This window comes from Pseudomonas tremae (assembly GCF_023278125.1).
In the GTDB taxonomy this organism is placed as follows: domain Bacteria; phylum Pseudomonadota; class Gammaproteobacteria; order Pseudomonadales; family Pseudomonadaceae; genus Aquipseudomonas; species Aquipseudomonas tremae.
Window position 1 is genome coordinate 223,058 of sequence record NZ_CP066270.1, and the last position, 15,313, is coordinate 238,370.

Genomic DNA, 15,313 nt, shown 5'->3' on the forward strand with positions numbered 1-15,313 from the left:
GCGATCATCAAAAAATTAGCCACCAGGGGGCTTTCGCTGGGAAGCGACCCTAAATAACCTACTCAGCCACCAACGGCTGCGAGCTTCGCGAATTTCGTCAATCTGCATGAAGGTGTAAGGGATGGGCATTTTTTTTTCCTGCATACGAAGGGTACGCAGACCTCTAATCAGATGGCGAGAGTGGACGAGCATGAAAATACACCCGAACAAAAAAAGCAGAATAATGAGGATGCCTGTTGTAAGTGCCGTAACAAAACCGATGATGCTAGAGGCGACTAATGTCCCCAAGCCTGCAATAACACCGGAGCGGAGGCTGGATGTTTCGCGGGCGCTGAATGAAACTTTATTGCCAGAAACGTCAAATGGAAATTCATTTGACGGCGTCAGGTATATAAATAAATACCCTAGCATGACAGAAGCCAATACTAATAAAGTGACTGCCCCCCCTGCGAACTTAGAACCACCCAAGTCTTCCGTGACAATCGTATAGCTTACGCATGCGGGTGCGAATGCAAGAAGGAATATCAGTAGCGTGAAGTAGCTTGATGCAAACAATGTATATCGCTCACACATATATTTTATATAAAGCATATATATGAAAGCCATAAACGATAAGAGCCCGTAAATCCACCAGCCATCCGAAAAACTTAATGGACCCATGACGCCAAGGGTCACGGTCAGTAAAAAAATTGCTACCGACACTTGCTTGACCGTTCGTGCGTCTGGGTCGTATATAGTACTCATTACGGCAGGCGCTCCTTGATTGCGCTCTCCGCCATTTTATCGACGCCGTATCTAGCCATAGCATGTTGCGTGAGCAAGCCAGCCCCCCATCCGACTGCTATTACTGCCACTAGAGGGGCGCCAGCCAAACCAAGTCCAAAGGTCAAAACAGCGCCTACTGCGAATGCGGCGACGTTTGTAGGTTGGCTCTCTGCTGACTTTCTATAAAACTCCTCTTTACTGCTTGAACTGGTCCAGTCTAAATAGGCTTGTGGCCCTACCGCGAGTGCTACGCCCACAATAGTGCCATTCATTACTTTAAGGCTGCCTCTTGCACCTTCAGCATGGAGATGAACTCTTTTATTCAGTTTGTTTCTCACTTCATCAATGGGGATTTTTACCGATGACTTACCAATCTCACCCAATACTTTATAATCTTTGGCTTCAAGAGTAAGTGGAATATCCAAAAATAACTTGCCACCGATGCGCAGTATTTTGATTCTACCCCTTAAGACCTTGCTCGCAGTGCTGGCATTTGGCCCGCCTCTTTGATTTGCCCATTTGCGGAGCTTTTTGTGCTGCGCTGAGGTCAGATTGAGCATGTCAGAGACTTTTTTTGCTTTTGCTGCTGCCATGACGACGCCGGAGCCACTTGCAAGGGTTCCAGGTATATTTCCTGGCGAAAACATCAGAGGTCCAAGTACCGGTATACCCGCCGCCGCCTTTTGCAGAGACTGAAGCGCTTCAGCCGATACGTCTTTTGCCTGCTCCAGATTTTGTAACAGCTCCTTGAGCATAACAGCCATACTCTCGGCTTCTTCCGGGCTCATCTGCTCATCAGGGGATGAAAGCTGACTTATTAGAAGCAAAGCGGCAGTGTATTCATCCGTGGCGTACTGTCCTGCAATACTTGGATTAGGAGGGCGCATGTAAAAGTTCATGGCCGACGCTCCTACGAACGTCTGCTGCCCTGCACCGAGCAGCCCGGGCTGCCTTCGCTCACAACTCAAAGCCCCAGAGGTAGGGGGAGTCAAGAATTTATTCATACGCTTGCCTCATTGACTGTCGCATGGCCTCGGCATTCATCAAGCTGATCCGCCAAATAATAAACCCAAATCTGCAAAAGCTGACGATATAGCCAGATTTTTGAGGCCGTTGGCGCTGTGGTGACGGTTTGGCGAGATCCATGATCATCTACACATTCTTGAGCGTACCTGCGGGGCTACCGCGACGGAAATGCGAGCCGGGGTTCGGAAGCTGAAGCCCTCAGTTGGCAAAATATTTCTTTTCCAAATATTTTTCTACGTTTGATGCCCATCAGGGCAGTGCAAAGTTTCCGAAAAAATCGTAGGAGACGTACTACAGCCTCCTGAGCCCACTGCCAGTCGCGTTTGGCTCAACCAAACCAGCTGTGAGACAGTCGGGAAATGTGAAAGTGCCGCAAGCTGAGCAGAAAACTAACACTTTTCTCAAAACCATTACAGGCTTGGCAGCGTTGAAGGAAAAAGCGGGGCGCGGTACCGTGTCAGCTACGCGAAGGCACAGATACGCCGGCCCTCGCCACGGCGTGCTGTTTTTTACCTTCATTGTTTGATAAGCCCTGGCGCCAAGCTTGGCTCGTTGGGATAATTGAAAGCTGGGTGAGTAATGAACGTCGATGCTTTAAAAACAGCAGCAGAAAAGCTTCGGAAGCTAATTGAGTTTTACAGGGGTATTGATGCAGCGGCATCAATATTGCTGTCTGAGCTTGGCGGTCTGCTTGATCTCGCGGAACGCGGCCAAATTACAAAGCTTGTTGAGCCACGAGATATTCCAGGTTACAAGCTTTTCACTGAGACACGTTTACAGTCATATAAGGATTTAGAGGCTGCGTACACGGATTTCTATATAGGACTCATAGAGGGGCGAGAAACTGAAGCTTACATGATGTTGGCGGCTAAGATGGCTAAGGACTGAAAGGCTTATCGGAAATATATTTTTTGTGTGCCAAGTTTTCGATCGGTTCAGATTGATTGGTATGGGGCGTTTATGAAGTTCGAAACTTCTATGGGGTTTATAGATCACGCTATCGCCCTAATCAAAGAGCGTACAGCCCGCTATCCTGCGTTTACAGTCTATGCGGCAGTTCTAAATCAGCTTCTCTATATAAAATCCGTTTTTGAGGGTGTTGAAAAGGACAAGTCCAGACTTCATAAGCTTTCCATCGGTGCCCTTGCAGCCAAGGAATTCGAAGGGACAGATGACGAGCTGGCGCGAGCTTTGATGGATGTTTATTACATCGCGAATCAGTCAGCAAATGGGCTGAAAATTCAGCTTCCTGAAGGTCTGTGACGTCCTTGAACAATCGGGTCAGGATGCCTTTCATAAGCACTGATGACGTTGCGCGAGTCGCTCGCAAGGCGGCTACTGATGCAGGCTACGGAGCGCTTAGAATGGGGTTGACTGGCGGAGAGGCTCCATTGCTTTGCCCTCTGAAAAAGGATTTGTCCGTGTCAATATGGCACGCTGAAGACGATTTCAAGAGGTGGTATGAGGTTTAACGACAGTTTCATAAGTCGCGAGCTTAGGTTCTCTTTAGGTATTGAGGAGCCCTCTGGCCGTTTGTACGTATCATTCCCGGTGAGCAACAGCATGGTCGATTACGAGGAGTATTACGAAATCGACCAAGCCAGCTTTGATCTTTTCCATAGAGACCTCGATGCAGCGGAGGCATTTGTCATGGATTGCCGTAGAAGAGAGCTGGATGATCTTTTGATTGTGCAGCCAGGAACAAACCGTGGAACGGCTATTTAGTCGTTATCAAGCGGTATAGAATCGCCGAAAGGCAGCGACTTTTATCACGACTCTGCACTTTGAGAAATTACTCTGGAAGGACCCATGATTGACTTGAGAAGCTCCAGCGAAATCTGCGATCAATATGTTGAGCGCTACGATCATCTGCTGCCGCCGCCATCTGCGCAGCTGCTCCAACGTATGGATTATATGCTGCAGGCTGACGCACCAAGGTTGCCCGTAGAGAAGCCCGGCTGGATAGCCTCAAGGACGTGCACCTTGACCGAAGAACAGGCGCTTGACCGCGCCAAAGGGTGCTTGCTCGGCCTGGCCATTGGCGACGCAGTGGGCACAACACTGGAGTTTTTGCCCCGTGATCGTAGTCACGTTCATGACATGGTCGGTGGCGGTCCTTTCAGGCTTAATCCTGGGGAGTGGACCGATGACACCAGCATGGCACTCTGCCTGGCAGACACTTATCTTGCGAAAGGCAACTTCGACCTTATCGATTACGCAGAGAGAATGGGCCGTTGGTACATAAATGGCGAAAACAGCCACAACGGCAGGTGTTTTGATATCGGCAATGCTACTCGGGCTGCGATCGAAGAAAGACTGAAAAATGGCGGCCTTTGGTATGGAAATGCTGCTCCATCCACCGCTGGTAATGGCTCAATAATTCGCTTGGCCCCAACTGCGATATTTTGTCGACATTCGCTCTCAGCTACTTGGCGTGATAGTGCCGCCCAAAGTCAATGCACGCATCGAGCACTAGAGGTCATCAGTTGTTGCAGGCTGCTGGGTGCCCAATTGCATCTGGCCCTTAATGGCGCAGACAAAGAAGAAACCCTTTCACCGATGATCCGCCCTTTACGGCCGAGGGTTTTGATCATCAATGCCGGCGAATACAAAGAAAAAACCCGCGACCAGATCCGCTCCTCAGGCTATGTCATTGACACACTCGAAGCAGCCCTGTGGGCCGTTTGGAATACCGACAACTTCAAAGATGCCATTCTGCTGGCTGCCAACCTCGGTGATGACGCCGACAGCGTAGCCGCCACCGCCGGACAGATTGCCGGCGCGCTTTATGGGGTGTCGGGCATGCCGGAGGAATGGGTCAGGAACGTCGCTTGGTCTGGACACATTCAGAGTCTGGCTCAGCAGTTGTTCGAACGTGCGCCGCTGCACGACTATCTGGACGAGCCTGTTCGTGATTGATAGTGATACGGGCGCGTATTCTCTATGGGCAACCCGCAATATCTGACCTATATAGCGCTTCAAGGACACCCTAATGTCGACATCAGCTCCGCAACCGCTCTACAACAAAGCCTGGCTATTCGCATCCCATGCCCATATCGGCCAGAAAATGACAGGCTCCGACCTGCCTTACACGACCCACGTAGCGATGGTTGCCAACGAGTTGATCTTTGCCCATCGCGAAGAGCCCGTGGGTGCGTTTGAAGTCGCGCTGCCTGCTGCGTTGCTGCACGATGTGCTCGAAGACACGCCGGTAACTCAGGATCAGTTGGCCGAGGCATTCGGTGTAGAGGTCGCCTCAGCCGTGGCGTGCCTGAGCAAGAACCTGATCGTGCCGTTTTCCGAAGCGCTTTACTTCGCGGGGATAGCCAGCCACTCCAAAGAAGCAGCGTCGGTCAAGTTGTGCGATCGCATCACCAATCTCCAGTCAGCGCCGTCTACCTGGGCGAAGACAAAACGAGCGTCGTATCTGGTTGAGTCCGCACAGATCCTGGCAGCCTTGGGGCATGCGAACGGGTATCTGCGGCAGCGGCTCAGCGACACGATGGCACGTTACGAGGCGCTGTATGTAGAGGGGTTTGAAGGCTGAGTGATGAGTTCGCATCATTGCCGGATCGTGGACGGGGAACTCTGGATAGAGAATCTGCGTGTCTGTATGCCTTATCCAGTGGATACGTTTCTGCTGTCGGGCGGCAACGTATTAGTCCGACTTGAGCCTTCGGCGGGAACGATCTTCAACCGGAATATCTTCGCTGTGTCGAAGACTGGCGAGGTGCTCTGGCAAATCGATGAAAGCTCACACGGCACACAGGCTGACAAGCCGTTCATGAGTCTTTACCGCGATGAAAATGATCAGGTTGTCGTGGGCTGCTGGAATGGTGTGACCTACGCAGTGGATGTCGAGAATGGCGAAATCCGGGTTATCCACTTCGATAGATAGCGGCGTTGCCGGGTCGTCAGGTAGCGATCATCGAATATCAGGCACCTGACGATTTTCCCCAAGACGCGATCCACTTGAACAGCCTGCTCAGCCACCAGCGATTACGAGCCGCTCGAATCTCGTCGATTTGCATGAACGTGTAGGGGGTGGGCATGGTTTTTTGTTGAATGCGAAGCGTGCGCAGGCCTCTGATTATGTGACGTGCATGGAATAGCAACCCTATGGAAAAAGCCGTTAGCCCAAACATTGCAACCGCTCCAGCAGTAAGGGCCCCGGCTACTTTGATAAAAATACTGGCTGCCAACGTGGTTACGCCAGCCAGTAAAAGAGGGCTGTAGGCAGTGGATTTCTTTAGCTTTTTTTGCGGACGTGGCTGGACCTTGATTCCATCATATTCAAATGGATGAAATGATGGCTTTCCATTGACCAAAATCAGATACGTCAACGACGTCAGCACCGCTGGAACCAGCCCCGCCATGAGTGCAGCAGCACTTGCTTTGCCCCAGAATCTTGCGGCAACCAAATAGGCTGAGAGGGAAGCAATAAAACAGAAGAAGATCACTACTGCAACCAAGACTGAAATCGTATATAGAGTAAATCTTTCACACGCATAGACAAGATACAAAGTCCACGTTAGTGTGCACAGAAAAATGGTGATGTATACAGGTCCGTAATACCTAATGCTTGAAAGCCCCAAAGCCAGTATGGAAACTAAAAAAGCAAATAGAAACCAGGTAAATTTTTTCAGTTTGGTGGAGTCAATCATTACGGCCTCTCAATGTCGAGGAGTTCCCCGATCTTCTTGTCAATTCCGAATTCAGCCAGCGCCCACTGCACCGCTAGACCCGCGCGGGAGCTAACGCCTACGTCAACGCCTGACTTTGCTCCCTGAGGCGACCCGCTTGAACAGCCTGCCCAGCAATCATGCCTCCGACCCCGGATTACTCAATTGGTCGTAGGCATTACGGAACAGGCTGCGATTGTCGCGCGGGTTTACATCGGGGTGCGACGCGTTTTCGTGGCGGTGAAGCCCGCGGTTGGCCAGCTCTGCATTTTTGGCGTCGCCTTTGTAATCGCCCGCCACGGGCAGGTCGTAACTCACGCCGTTACTCAGGTCAATCTTGTACTGGCTGGTGGTGACGTGATGGTCGATGGCGATCTGTCCCGTGGCGTCCATCACGCCTTTTTTGACTTCGGCGCCGTCGCCGAGAATGGTGTACGGCTGACCTGTCCACGCTGCATAGCCCGCCGCGCTACTAAGCCCTGCATAGGCCGTAAGCTTCTGTTTGATCGTGTCGGTTGGCCACGCCGGGTTGTCCCGGTTGAGTTGCGCAGGGCCGTTGAAGGTCTTTTTCACGCCTTTTACATCGATGGTTCCGGGAGCATGAATTTCGATATTGCCGCCCTTGATGCGGATATACGCCGCGCCGCTGGTCAGCAGGATTTCTTCCTGCGCCGCGATCTCGATGGTGCGGGCCGTCGAGGTGATGCGCACGCTTTCCTTTGCGGTCAGCTCGATGCTGTCGTCCTGTGCCTGTATTTCAATCTTGCCCTTTGCTGCAAACAGCTTGGCGCCTGCCGCCTGGGCGAACAGGCTGATGCTTTGCGCGACACTCACTAACAGTGACTTGCCGCTGGCCAGGTTGGTGTCCTCGCCGGTCGAGAGGGTCAACTGTTTGCCGCTGTGAATGTGGGTATTTTGTGGCGTGACGGTCACGATGTCGGCGGGCGAGGAGGCGACCAGTAAGGGCTTTTTATAGCCCGACGTCTGGCCCCGACCGCCGCTCATGATCGCCGCCTTGGTGTCACCGCCATTACGCTGTTGTGGACCACTGCTGACCTGGCTTTCGCCGCCACTGCCGTAATTGGCCTGTGTGTCGGCGTTGAGCTGCTCGAGGCTTGTGATACCGCCCGGCATCGGCAGCGCGTTGTGCTGCTCGGCAATATCCGACATCGCCTTGATCCGTGCCTGAGCGTTGCTCAGATGCTGCTGAGCTTCCTGCGTGTCGATCTGCCCGCCCTGCGCCTTGTTGCGCGGCCATGTGCTCAAGTACAGCCCCTGCTGAGCACGCAAGGCGCCGTAGGCGTCAGTACGAAGTTCAAACCCGGCACCGCGCAACGCACCTCGCGAATTGCCCTGTTGATCGATCAGGTAACCAAGGTTTAGCTGGCTGTGCCCATGACTGCTGTGGATCTGGGTCCTGACCTGGCCGGTGGAATCGTCCATCACCCACTGGTTATAACCGCTGCCCTGAATCTCCTGACTTTTATAGCCACTCATCAAACCGCTGGAATGCCACGCAGGCTTATGCCCGCCGTAGACCTGCCCCATGATCAGCGGACGGTCGATATCGTTATCAAGAAAGGTAACGACCACTTCTTCACCTGCGCGCGGCACGTTGACGCTGCCCCAGTCCTGGCCGCTGCTCGACTGCATCATGCGCAGCCAGCACGAGCCCAGCTCGCCGTCTTTCATCAGACGATCCCAATGAAAGCGCACGCAAACCCGGTTCAGGTTGTCAGTGAAAACTTCATGCCCTGTGGGCGTCACGACAACGGCCGTCTGCGGGCCGGGATGGGCCGGTTTCTGGTGGGTGAACGCGCTGCGATAGGGGATATCCAGACGCTGTGTTTCAAAGCGATTCAGGTAGAAGCCTTCATCGCCAACCGGCAGCGATGAACGAGCCTGCACGGCGTCCAACGGTGTTTTCAGACTGCCAGGCGGGCTTGGTCGCGTCTTGCCGATCGGCAGGTTGCTCTGCACGAAAAACTCCACGGCGACGATCAGAAACTGACGGTCCTTGAGCGTCTTGAGCTCGTAAAGCGGGTGTTGGGTCAGTTCAAACCCATGACCCGGCTGCATCTGCCGTACACCGCCCTGGCCCTGAATACGACGAGCTGCCGACTCATCCTGTTCGATCTGCACGCGGGCGAGCCATTCGCCCCGGCTGAGGTTCTGCCATGCGTACTGGCCACGGTATTGATAACGTTCAAGGTCTGGCGGCGCCGATGCGGCAGGCAATGCCATTGAGTGGGTAACCTGCGGCTGCGCATGACTGCGGTATTCGCTGCTGCTCCATTGCACCAGGCCATTGAGCAGGCGTGCACCGGGGCTCCACTGGGTGATGCTGTCGGTCAGGTCGGCGGCTTGCTGAGTGTGGAAACGCAGCTTCTCGGGAGTCAGGGTGGGCAGCGACATGATGTTGTCGGTGAACACGATGCAATGACTGTCGTCCTTGTGTTCCACGTACCAGAAAAGGCCTTCCTGCTCGCACCAGCGCTGCACGAAGTTAGCGTCGGTCTCGTTGAACTGCGTCACGTAGGACAGCAGCGGGTAATCGCGCTGCAGGTCGAAGCGGTAGTTGGCCTGGGCCTGGCTGTAGCGTTGAAACACCTGGGCAAGGATGTCCGGCAAGCTCATCTCCTGCCAGATCCGGCAATCAATGCGGTATTCCAGCAGGCTGAACCACGGCGCGAAGACCAGTTGCCAGTCCTCAAGCCCGCCATCGCTGCCGAGATAACGAACACTCTCTACCCAGCCATGCCGAGGGCTCAGGCTGCCGTCGTCGAGGCGGATGCTCAGTTGCACCGCCTGACCAATCAGTTTTTCCGGATCAAAGCTGTTGGTCTGATTGATCACATCGACCGTGTAGCGGGCCACGTGGCTCAGACGCTCCACGGCATGTGCGCGCAGCGCAAACAGTTCCTGACCTTGTGGCGTCTTCAATTCCAGCAGGCGCCCGGCCTGACTGAGCGGCCCGCTGAAAGCGTTCATGGCGGCGTCGAGTATCGAGTTCATAGGTGCATCCCTTTCTTGCAATTCCTTGGGTGGTCAGCCGATCAGCCAGCCCTGAGTCTGATCCGCGCAACCACGGTCCAGTATCCACGCTGCGCTGCCCGGTTCTGCGCTGGCAGCCAGCCACGCAAGCCCGATCTGCGTCCATTGTTCAGTAGCAGTCCCGACCCGGGCGCCCAGCGTGTTCAGGCGGATCTGGCGTTCCAGATCGAGATCAGGCAAAGAGGCCCGAGCGTAATGATGAAGCTGCTGCAAACGCTGCCCATCGAACGCGCCATCACCGATCAGCACCTTGATTCGGTTTGCATCCAAACCGGTTTGAGTGCCCAGCCCGGCGATCAGGCTTTCCAGCACCGTCGTGTCGGTGCGGGTCTGTGAGTAGCGGCTGGCGTGGTGTTCAATGATGGGCGCACACAGTTTAAGAGCGCCTTCACGCAGCGGTTCAGGCGGGCTGGACTCGCGTTGCAGCAGGACCGCGCTGACCGCTTCCCCTGCCATTTCGTCGGGAGCACCGACTTTCATCTGCTCCTTGCAGGCCCAGGTGTCCAGGCTCAGGCACAGCAGATAGGGCGCGCCACAGCTTTGCCCCAAGGCCTCGGGCAGCCACTGCGCCACTGATTGCGTAGTGACGTCGAACGCGTAATAAGGCAACTGGTCGCGAGGCCACAGCCGGCACACGGCGGCCAGCCAGTCCAGCTCACTGAGCGCCGTCGGTGTAAACAACATGACCTGAGTGTTCGACCAGTCAACCTGTGAACAAAACGCCTTATCCCACTGAGCAAACATCGCCTTGAGAATCTCGGCTGCCCGTCCAGCCGCATTAACAGCGGGCGAGCGGACCTGCGGCGTATCCAGCCGGCGCAGGGGCCGTCGCAAACTGCGCGAGTCCACCAGACGCGGGTCATGATCAAAATCCGCACGGCGCAGCGCAAGCTCATCAGCCGAGAGCGGTGTATCAAATACACCACAGGGCAACCACACCCAGGCATTCACCACCGCCACAGAGCCGGACGTGAAATTACCCTTCGGCAACTGCGCCTCAATGACGCGCTGCCGCTCAAGATCGGCCAGGCGCTTTTCAGACAGCCGATCGTAAATATTCCTGCGAGGAGGGAGCATTTCTTTTCCTTAAGAGAGAGCGCGAGGTTTTGAAGGTCGCGCTGTCATGAAAGCTGAGATTGTTTATTTTTTAACGGCTGCCAAAGGCATGCCTGTAGCAGGGTCCAGGCCTTTCGCCTGACTGAGCGTTCGGATCATGTCTTCCGAGGGCTTTTCAGCAGGGGGCGTGGACTCACGTTTTTTCAGCCATTCGAACGTGCCGTCCCAATCCGGAAGTTTGGCCGGGGGGAGGGGGACGATCTGGTCGATGTCTGGGACTTTTGGTCCGAGGTGTTCATAGCGACTTAAAAAGGTTTCAATTTTTCATATCGCATGGAGCGCTCAGGATCAGCACTCAAGTGCAAAATAATAAAGGCGGTTCTTAGGCTCTGTAGTTTTAAATCCACCGCTCAAAAAACCGGCGCTATTTGAACTACCGTTCCGGACGCCCGCCTGAAAGCCTTACGCATACCCATTGTTATCACGTCATTTCTTTAGCGGCAGACCAGTTTCCGGGTCAAGGCCTTTCTCCTGGCTGAGCGTCCGGATCATCTCTTCCGAGGGCTTTTCAGCAGGCGGCGTGGACTCGCGTTTTTTCAGCCATTCGAACGTGCCATCCCATTCCGGAAGCTTGGCTGGGGGGAGGGGTACGATTTGATCGATGTCTGGGACTTTTGCTCCAAGAGCATCATAGCGTCTTAGGAAGGCACCAATTTTTTTATAGCGAAGAGACCGTTTGTCATCCACAGGCAGCGCAAAATAATATTGTTCATCACTAGCGTCGGTTGTGGAAAATCCCTCTCTCAGAAAACTCGCGCTATTACGACTACCGTACCGAGCGCCCTCTTGAAAGGCCTGAATAGCCTCTGGGTAGTTACCCCGCACCTTCATATAAACTCCGTAGTTGAAAGCGGCCTGAGCATGTCCTTGATTCATTGCGCAGCGACGCATACTAGTCACCGTTTCCTCTGCCGATTCGATACCCTCAAGCAGTTTTGATACGTAAAATTGGGCATCCGGATTACCTAAGTCGGCCGCTCGACGAAAGTAAGCATTTGCTCTGCTTCCATCTTGCTTGACGCCATAGCCCTCTTCCAAATAATGTCCCATATCGTAGTAACCTCCTGGAATACCTTGGGCGATAAGACCCTCAACGATATCGATAACTTCTTTTTTTGAATTGTCGGTCTCAATAACACCTTGGGAGATCAAGGTGTGCAGATTAGTAGCTGCCTTATAATTACCCTCGGCAGACGCAAGTCGATAATATCTTGCTATTTTTCGATAGTTTTTAGGCCCCTCCGTGGTCTCTAGTAATCTTGCATATTGATATAGCTGTCGAGCATTTTCGCTAATAGACGGTAGATGATCTGCCTCTACGTGACATGTAAAAGAAATTCTTTCTAAAGCATGTGTCATTTGGTCTGCAGATATGTTCAATGAGTCTTCCCCGGCACATGCGTATAACGTGAAGCACAAAGTGAAAGTTGAAATCAATCGAGTAATCATACTTAATCCTTATTTGTTCTTGAAGCACTTTCTCTTCTGAACTCTGTTAAGGATGCCGTGGGGCTTGCCTTGTCTTTGGTTTTTTGACGAAGTGCTGAGTTGTAAACTGCAGTTTCGGTCCAGATGTCAAATACTTCTCCAATATCATCTCCGCTGCCCTTCCCATTGGAATGTATTCCCCATAAATGCTTGCGCAATGGCTTAGTCACAGCCGGATCTTCAACACATATATTCAGCTCGCTGTCGACTTCCATACTGCGTGTGTTGATATTGCTTGAGCCTAATGTAGTAAAAACATCATCAATGATCATCAGTTTGCTATGAATGTAAACGTCCATCCATTCTTCGGGGGGCGAGTCAGGAGCGACCAAGGTACAAATTACCACCTCAAGGCCTTCAATTTCTACCTTGTCCACAGCTTTTACACTAGCAGCAGGCAGTTTGGCTTTTAATTCGCGGTACTCAGCTTCTGCCGCTGCGGCCGCTTTTCGCTGTGATTCCCACAGTTTACTCATTGCCGGATTGAATGAATTTCCGTAGGTGCCTTCAATAATGGTGATCTTGCCTTTGGCGGTATCATAACGCTCCTTGGCTTGCGCGACCTGAGCTTCCAGTTCTTTATTGCGCTCCAGTCTCGCAACATTAGGCATGAGTTCGGGGCGACCTAATTGTCTGAGCATTCGATAGGTGTTGATTGTTCCATCGCCCATTCCTTCTTCTGACGAGTTGGTAACGACAAAAAGATAAAGCGGGCCATGCTCAATCAGGCTCCGTCCTTCTGCAAATTGACGACGGACATTTTCTTTGATTTTTTCCGCCAAGGGCGGCCAGCGAAAATACTGATTCTCCATGTACATAAAGCTATTTGCATTACCAGCGGCCTTGATATACATCTCCCGGATATCACGCTTATTTTCCTGAGGCTGAGTCCGCAGGACCTGAGCCATCATTTTCGGACCAAAACCATTTCTGGCTTTCAGTTGGTTTGCGATATGTTGTCTCGGTGTCAAAAGGTCAACACCTGTTTCTCGCAACCACGCTTCGGTAAAGTTGTGGTTCAGGTATTCGAGTATCGGGCCGGTTACTCGGCTGGAAATATCCTGACGCGGTGTTGCGCCATTACGCCCTTCATGAGCTGGCATCCTTGTCGCGCTGTGGTCATCCTTATCCCAATAAGCGTCCAACGAGTTGTGACCCATGACAAAGCCTACCGCACTATCCGGAGCTTCATAGTCAATAAGCACCATTTTTTGATGGTGACTCGGTGCGGCGAACATAGCCCCTGTACTTACGACTTTATTTGTTTTGCTGCGATCTTGATCAAGTGCTCTCATTTGCAGTTGCCATGCAATTTCCACGCGGTCAGTGACGGAAAAGTCGCGAGTGACGAATTCTAAGTTTTTGATTTTGAGAGACTCGTCGTTGCCCCACATCATTACATGAAAAAAGCGTTGACCTAGCTGGATAGGGCCAGTTTCAGCACCCGTGTAGGCGAGGCGGACCTGGCGATACCACATCTTGTCGATTTGGATTTGATCCTTATCTCGATTCTGTTCGGCTTGCGTGCGCCTTTCTTCAAGCTTTTTGTTCACGCTATCAAGGCCTAGCTCTTTTGTAATAGAGGTGGCGTGAAAAAAATCATCAAGGCCGGGGATCCAGTTGCTGACGTTATCTCCAGGTGTCGTATTTTCCAGAAATTGGTCCATGTGAAGTGAGTCAGACCAACAGATGATTCTTACTTGAATTCCGGCTTGAGCCTTCATCGCGAGAAGCTTCCCGATACACATAGAGCTTGTATCGCCACGCTTGAAATACATTGAGGGCTGAAATCCCCAGCAGACGATTTCAACACTCTTTGTGGCAGCCATTATCGCGTCGTACACCGCGCCGAATGCGCGCTCGCCGTTGACCAAAGGCTCAAAAGTGGCTTCTGTAGGGTAGTACTCGGTGTTGTGCAGAAACCAGGGGAGGTTGATGTTGCACGACATGTTCTTGCTGGTAGCGACCGGAGTGGTGATTGAAGGTGTGGTCATGGTCAAGCTCCCGGCGCGTTGATGTTGAGTGTTGTGTTCATCTCTGTTCCTTAGAGGTCCACGGTATCCTGCTGCGTTGCCATCAGCCGCGCACCACAGGAGATAAAATCACCTTCCCGGGCAACCGGGCGGCCATCCACCAGCAGGGTTTCATCCCCGCTGACGATGGTCCCGATGCCATGCGGGCAGGACACTCGGTCTCCGACCCTTGCCACGGCCAAACCGTTTATGAACGTGCTGGGCGATCCTTCAAGGACCTGACCTGCATCGGAGGTAGGATCGTTGATAACGATGATTGGACGCATACTGGCTTCCTTGTGAGTAATGGCTCCATGCCTGTCCAAATGAGAGGTGGGGTTTAAAAACGGCAGACTTCAAGTGAGTGAGGCGAACGCCAAGCAGCTACAAAAACCTATCAAGCCTTGAGCGTCCTCTGGTTTTAATCATTAGTATCGCCATCGTTATTGCCTGTAAAAAAAGATAGGCTGATAACCATAAAAACGTTTCGGTCTGGTCCGAATCAAGGAAGGCACCGACGAATGCATAGCCTGCCGCGGTTAATGATAAGCACGTCGACATGGCGTAAGAAAACCGTGAAACACGGTCAAGAGGATTGTCACGCCTAATCAACGAGGCAATGGTTTTAATCGGCGCGTAGACAGTAAAAAATCCCAGCGCTAAAAAGAACAGCAATACTGCTGTAATGGCCACAGGCTCGAACATCTAAATCTCCCTGAAATAGAATCCATGTGCTCGTATTACCAGCGCAACCCCTCAAACGGATTCCAACTCTGCTTGCCTTTCACTTCATTGAGGTAGTAGGCATAGTTTGTCAGCTGCCCGTAAAGCGCGTTAAACACAAATCCGAGTGCAGAGCTGGCCTCCCTGGCGTATCGAAACCCATACTTTTCCATCACGATGTCTGATGCGATAGACACCACTATCATAATCGCGATGAAGGACAGGTTCTTCTTCCACAAACCCATGATGAATAAATAAATAGGCCCAAAAAAGAACGCGAAGAAGTTGAAGTTTATTTTCACTTTTTTCAGAAAAGGCAGTTGCTTAAGCGCGGGCTTGAACCCCGGAGCATTCGGTCCGCCGTGCGCTTCAAAAAAGGCGAAGCGTTCTTTCCATTTATCGCTGTATTGGTTTGATGCTTTTTCTGGTTCTGATGTGTTCATTCTC

The 15,313-nt window shown here is 52.5% G+C and carries 16 protein-coding genes and 1 pseudogene; 6 read left to right on the forward strand and 11 right to left on the reverse strand.

Annotated features, from left to right (window positions below; translation table 11 throughout):
* Positions 1 to 15: 15 nt before the first annotated feature.
* Positions 16 to 744: a hypothetical protein gene (locus tag I9H09_RS00955; RefSeq protein WP_122346855.1), complete on the reverse strand. Its 729-nt coding sequence runs from the start codon at positions 742 to 744 to the stop codon at positions 16 to 18.
* Positions 744 to 1,664, reverse strand: coding sequence for a C40 family peptidase (locus tag I9H09_RS00960; RefSeq protein ID WP_234779156.1), 921 nt, complete (start codon positions 1,662 to 1,664; stop codon positions 744 to 746). The genes I9H09_RS00955 and I9H09_RS00960 overlap by 1 nt, the downstream gene beginning before the upstream one ends.
* A gap of 706 nt (positions 1,665 to 2,370) precedes the next feature.
* On the opposite strand from I9H09_RS00960, the gene I9H09_RS00965 reads away from it, so the two are divergent.
* From I9H09_RS00965 to I9H09_RS00990, 6 genes are all read left to right on the forward strand, one after another.
* A complete protein-coding gene (locus I9H09_RS00965; protein WP_122346854.1) occupies positions 2,371 to 2,679 on the forward strand; it encodes a hypothetical protein in 309 nt (102 codons plus the stop codon).
* Positions 2,680 to 2,751: 72 nt separating this feature from the next.
* A complete protein-coding gene (locus I9H09_RS00970; protein ID WP_122346853.1) occupies positions 2,752 to 3,054 on the forward strand; it encodes an immunity protein Tsi6 family protein in 303 nt (100 codons plus the stop codon).
* Positions 3,055 to 3,252: 198 nt separating this feature from the next.
* A complete protein-coding gene (locus I9H09_RS00975; protein WP_122312234.1) occupies positions 3,253 to 3,516 on the forward strand; it encodes a hypothetical protein in 264 nt (87 codons plus the stop codon).
* Positions 3,517 to 3,600: 84 nt separating this feature from the next.
* On the forward strand, positions 3,601 to 4,710 hold the full coding sequence (gene tri1 / locus I9H09_RS00980) for an ADP-ribosylarginine hydrolase Tri1 (protein WP_183136824.1): 1,110 nt from the start codon (positions 3,601 to 3,603) through the stop codon (positions 4,708 to 4,710).
* 73 nt (positions 4,711 to 4,783) lie between these two features.
* Positions 4,784 to 5,338, forward strand: a complete 555-nt coding sequence (locus tag I9H09_RS00985; RefSeq protein ID WP_122346852.1) for an HD domain-containing protein — start codon at positions 4,784 to 4,786, stop codon at positions 5,336 to 5,338.
* A 3-nt stretch (positions 5,339 to 5,341) separates the two neighbouring features.
* Positions 5,342 to 5,689 (forward strand): DUF7957 family protein, encoded by a 348-nt coding sequence (locus tag I9H09_RS00990; RefSeq protein ID WP_235661401.1) that lies wholly within the window; start codon positions 5,342 to 5,344, stop codon positions 5,687 to 5,689.
* Positions 5,690 to 5,726: 37 nt separating this feature from the next.
* Here the strand turns inward: I9H09_RS00990 and I9H09_RS00995 are convergent, their stop codons facing one another.
* The 9 genes and pseudogenes from I9H09_RS00995 to I9H09_RS01035 form a co-directional block, all read right to left on the reverse strand.
* On the reverse strand, positions 5,727 to 6,455 hold the full coding sequence (locus I9H09_RS00995; RefSeq protein ID WP_122346851.1) for a hypothetical protein: 729 nt from the start codon (positions 6,453 to 6,455) through the stop codon (positions 5,727 to 5,729).
* Positions 6,456 to 6,611: 156 nt separating this feature from the next.
* Positions 6,612 to 9,488, reverse strand: a complete 2,877-nt coding sequence (locus I9H09_RS01000) for a type VI secretion system Vgr family protein (RefSeq protein ID WP_122312233.1) — start codon at positions 9,486 to 9,488, stop codon at positions 6,612 to 6,614.
* Between the two features lie 33 nt (positions 9,489 to 9,521).
* Positions 9,522 to 10,604: a hypothetical protein gene (locus I9H09_RS01005; RefSeq protein WP_122346850.1), complete on the reverse strand. Its 1,083-nt coding sequence runs from the start codon at positions 10,602 to 10,604 to the stop codon at positions 9,522 to 9,524.
* 63 nt (positions 10,605 to 10,667) lie between these two features.
* Positions 10,668 to 11,045 (reverse strand): annotated as a pseudogene (locus tag I9H09_RS27325) (DUF6396 domain-containing protein); the annotation flags it as partial.
* A 24-nt stretch (positions 11,046 to 11,069) separates the two neighbouring features.
* The gene (locus tag I9H09_RS01015; RefSeq protein ID WP_236502512.1) at positions 11,070 to 12,092 is read right to left on the reverse strand and encodes an SEL1-like repeat protein; all 1,023 of its coding nucleotides are present in this window, start codon (positions 12,090 to 12,092) and stop codon (positions 11,070 to 11,072) included.
* Between the two features lie 2 nt (positions 12,093 to 12,094).
* A complete protein-coding gene (locus I9H09_RS01020; protein ID WP_122346848.1) occupies positions 12,095 to 14,125 on the reverse strand; it encodes a phospholipase D-like domain-containing protein in 2,031 nt (676 codons plus the stop codon).
* A gap of 50 nt (positions 14,126 to 14,175) precedes the next feature.
* Positions 14,176 to 14,430, reverse strand: coding sequence for a PAAR domain-containing protein (locus I9H09_RS01025; protein WP_003343651.1), 255 nt, complete (start codon positions 14,428 to 14,430; stop codon positions 14,176 to 14,178).
* Between the two features lie 97 nt (positions 14,431 to 14,527).
* On the reverse strand, positions 14,528 to 14,848 hold the full coding sequence (locus tag I9H09_RS01030) for a hypothetical protein (protein WP_005895914.1): 321 nt from the start codon (positions 14,846 to 14,848) through the stop codon (positions 14,528 to 14,530).
* Between the two features lie 35 nt (positions 14,849 to 14,883).
* Complete coding sequence (locus I9H09_RS01035) at positions 14,884 to 15,309, reverse strand: DUF2628 domain-containing protein (RefSeq protein WP_005895916.1); 426 nt, start codon at positions 15,307 to 15,309, stop codon at positions 14,884 to 14,886.
* Positions 15,310 to 15,313 lie beyond the last annotated feature (4 nt).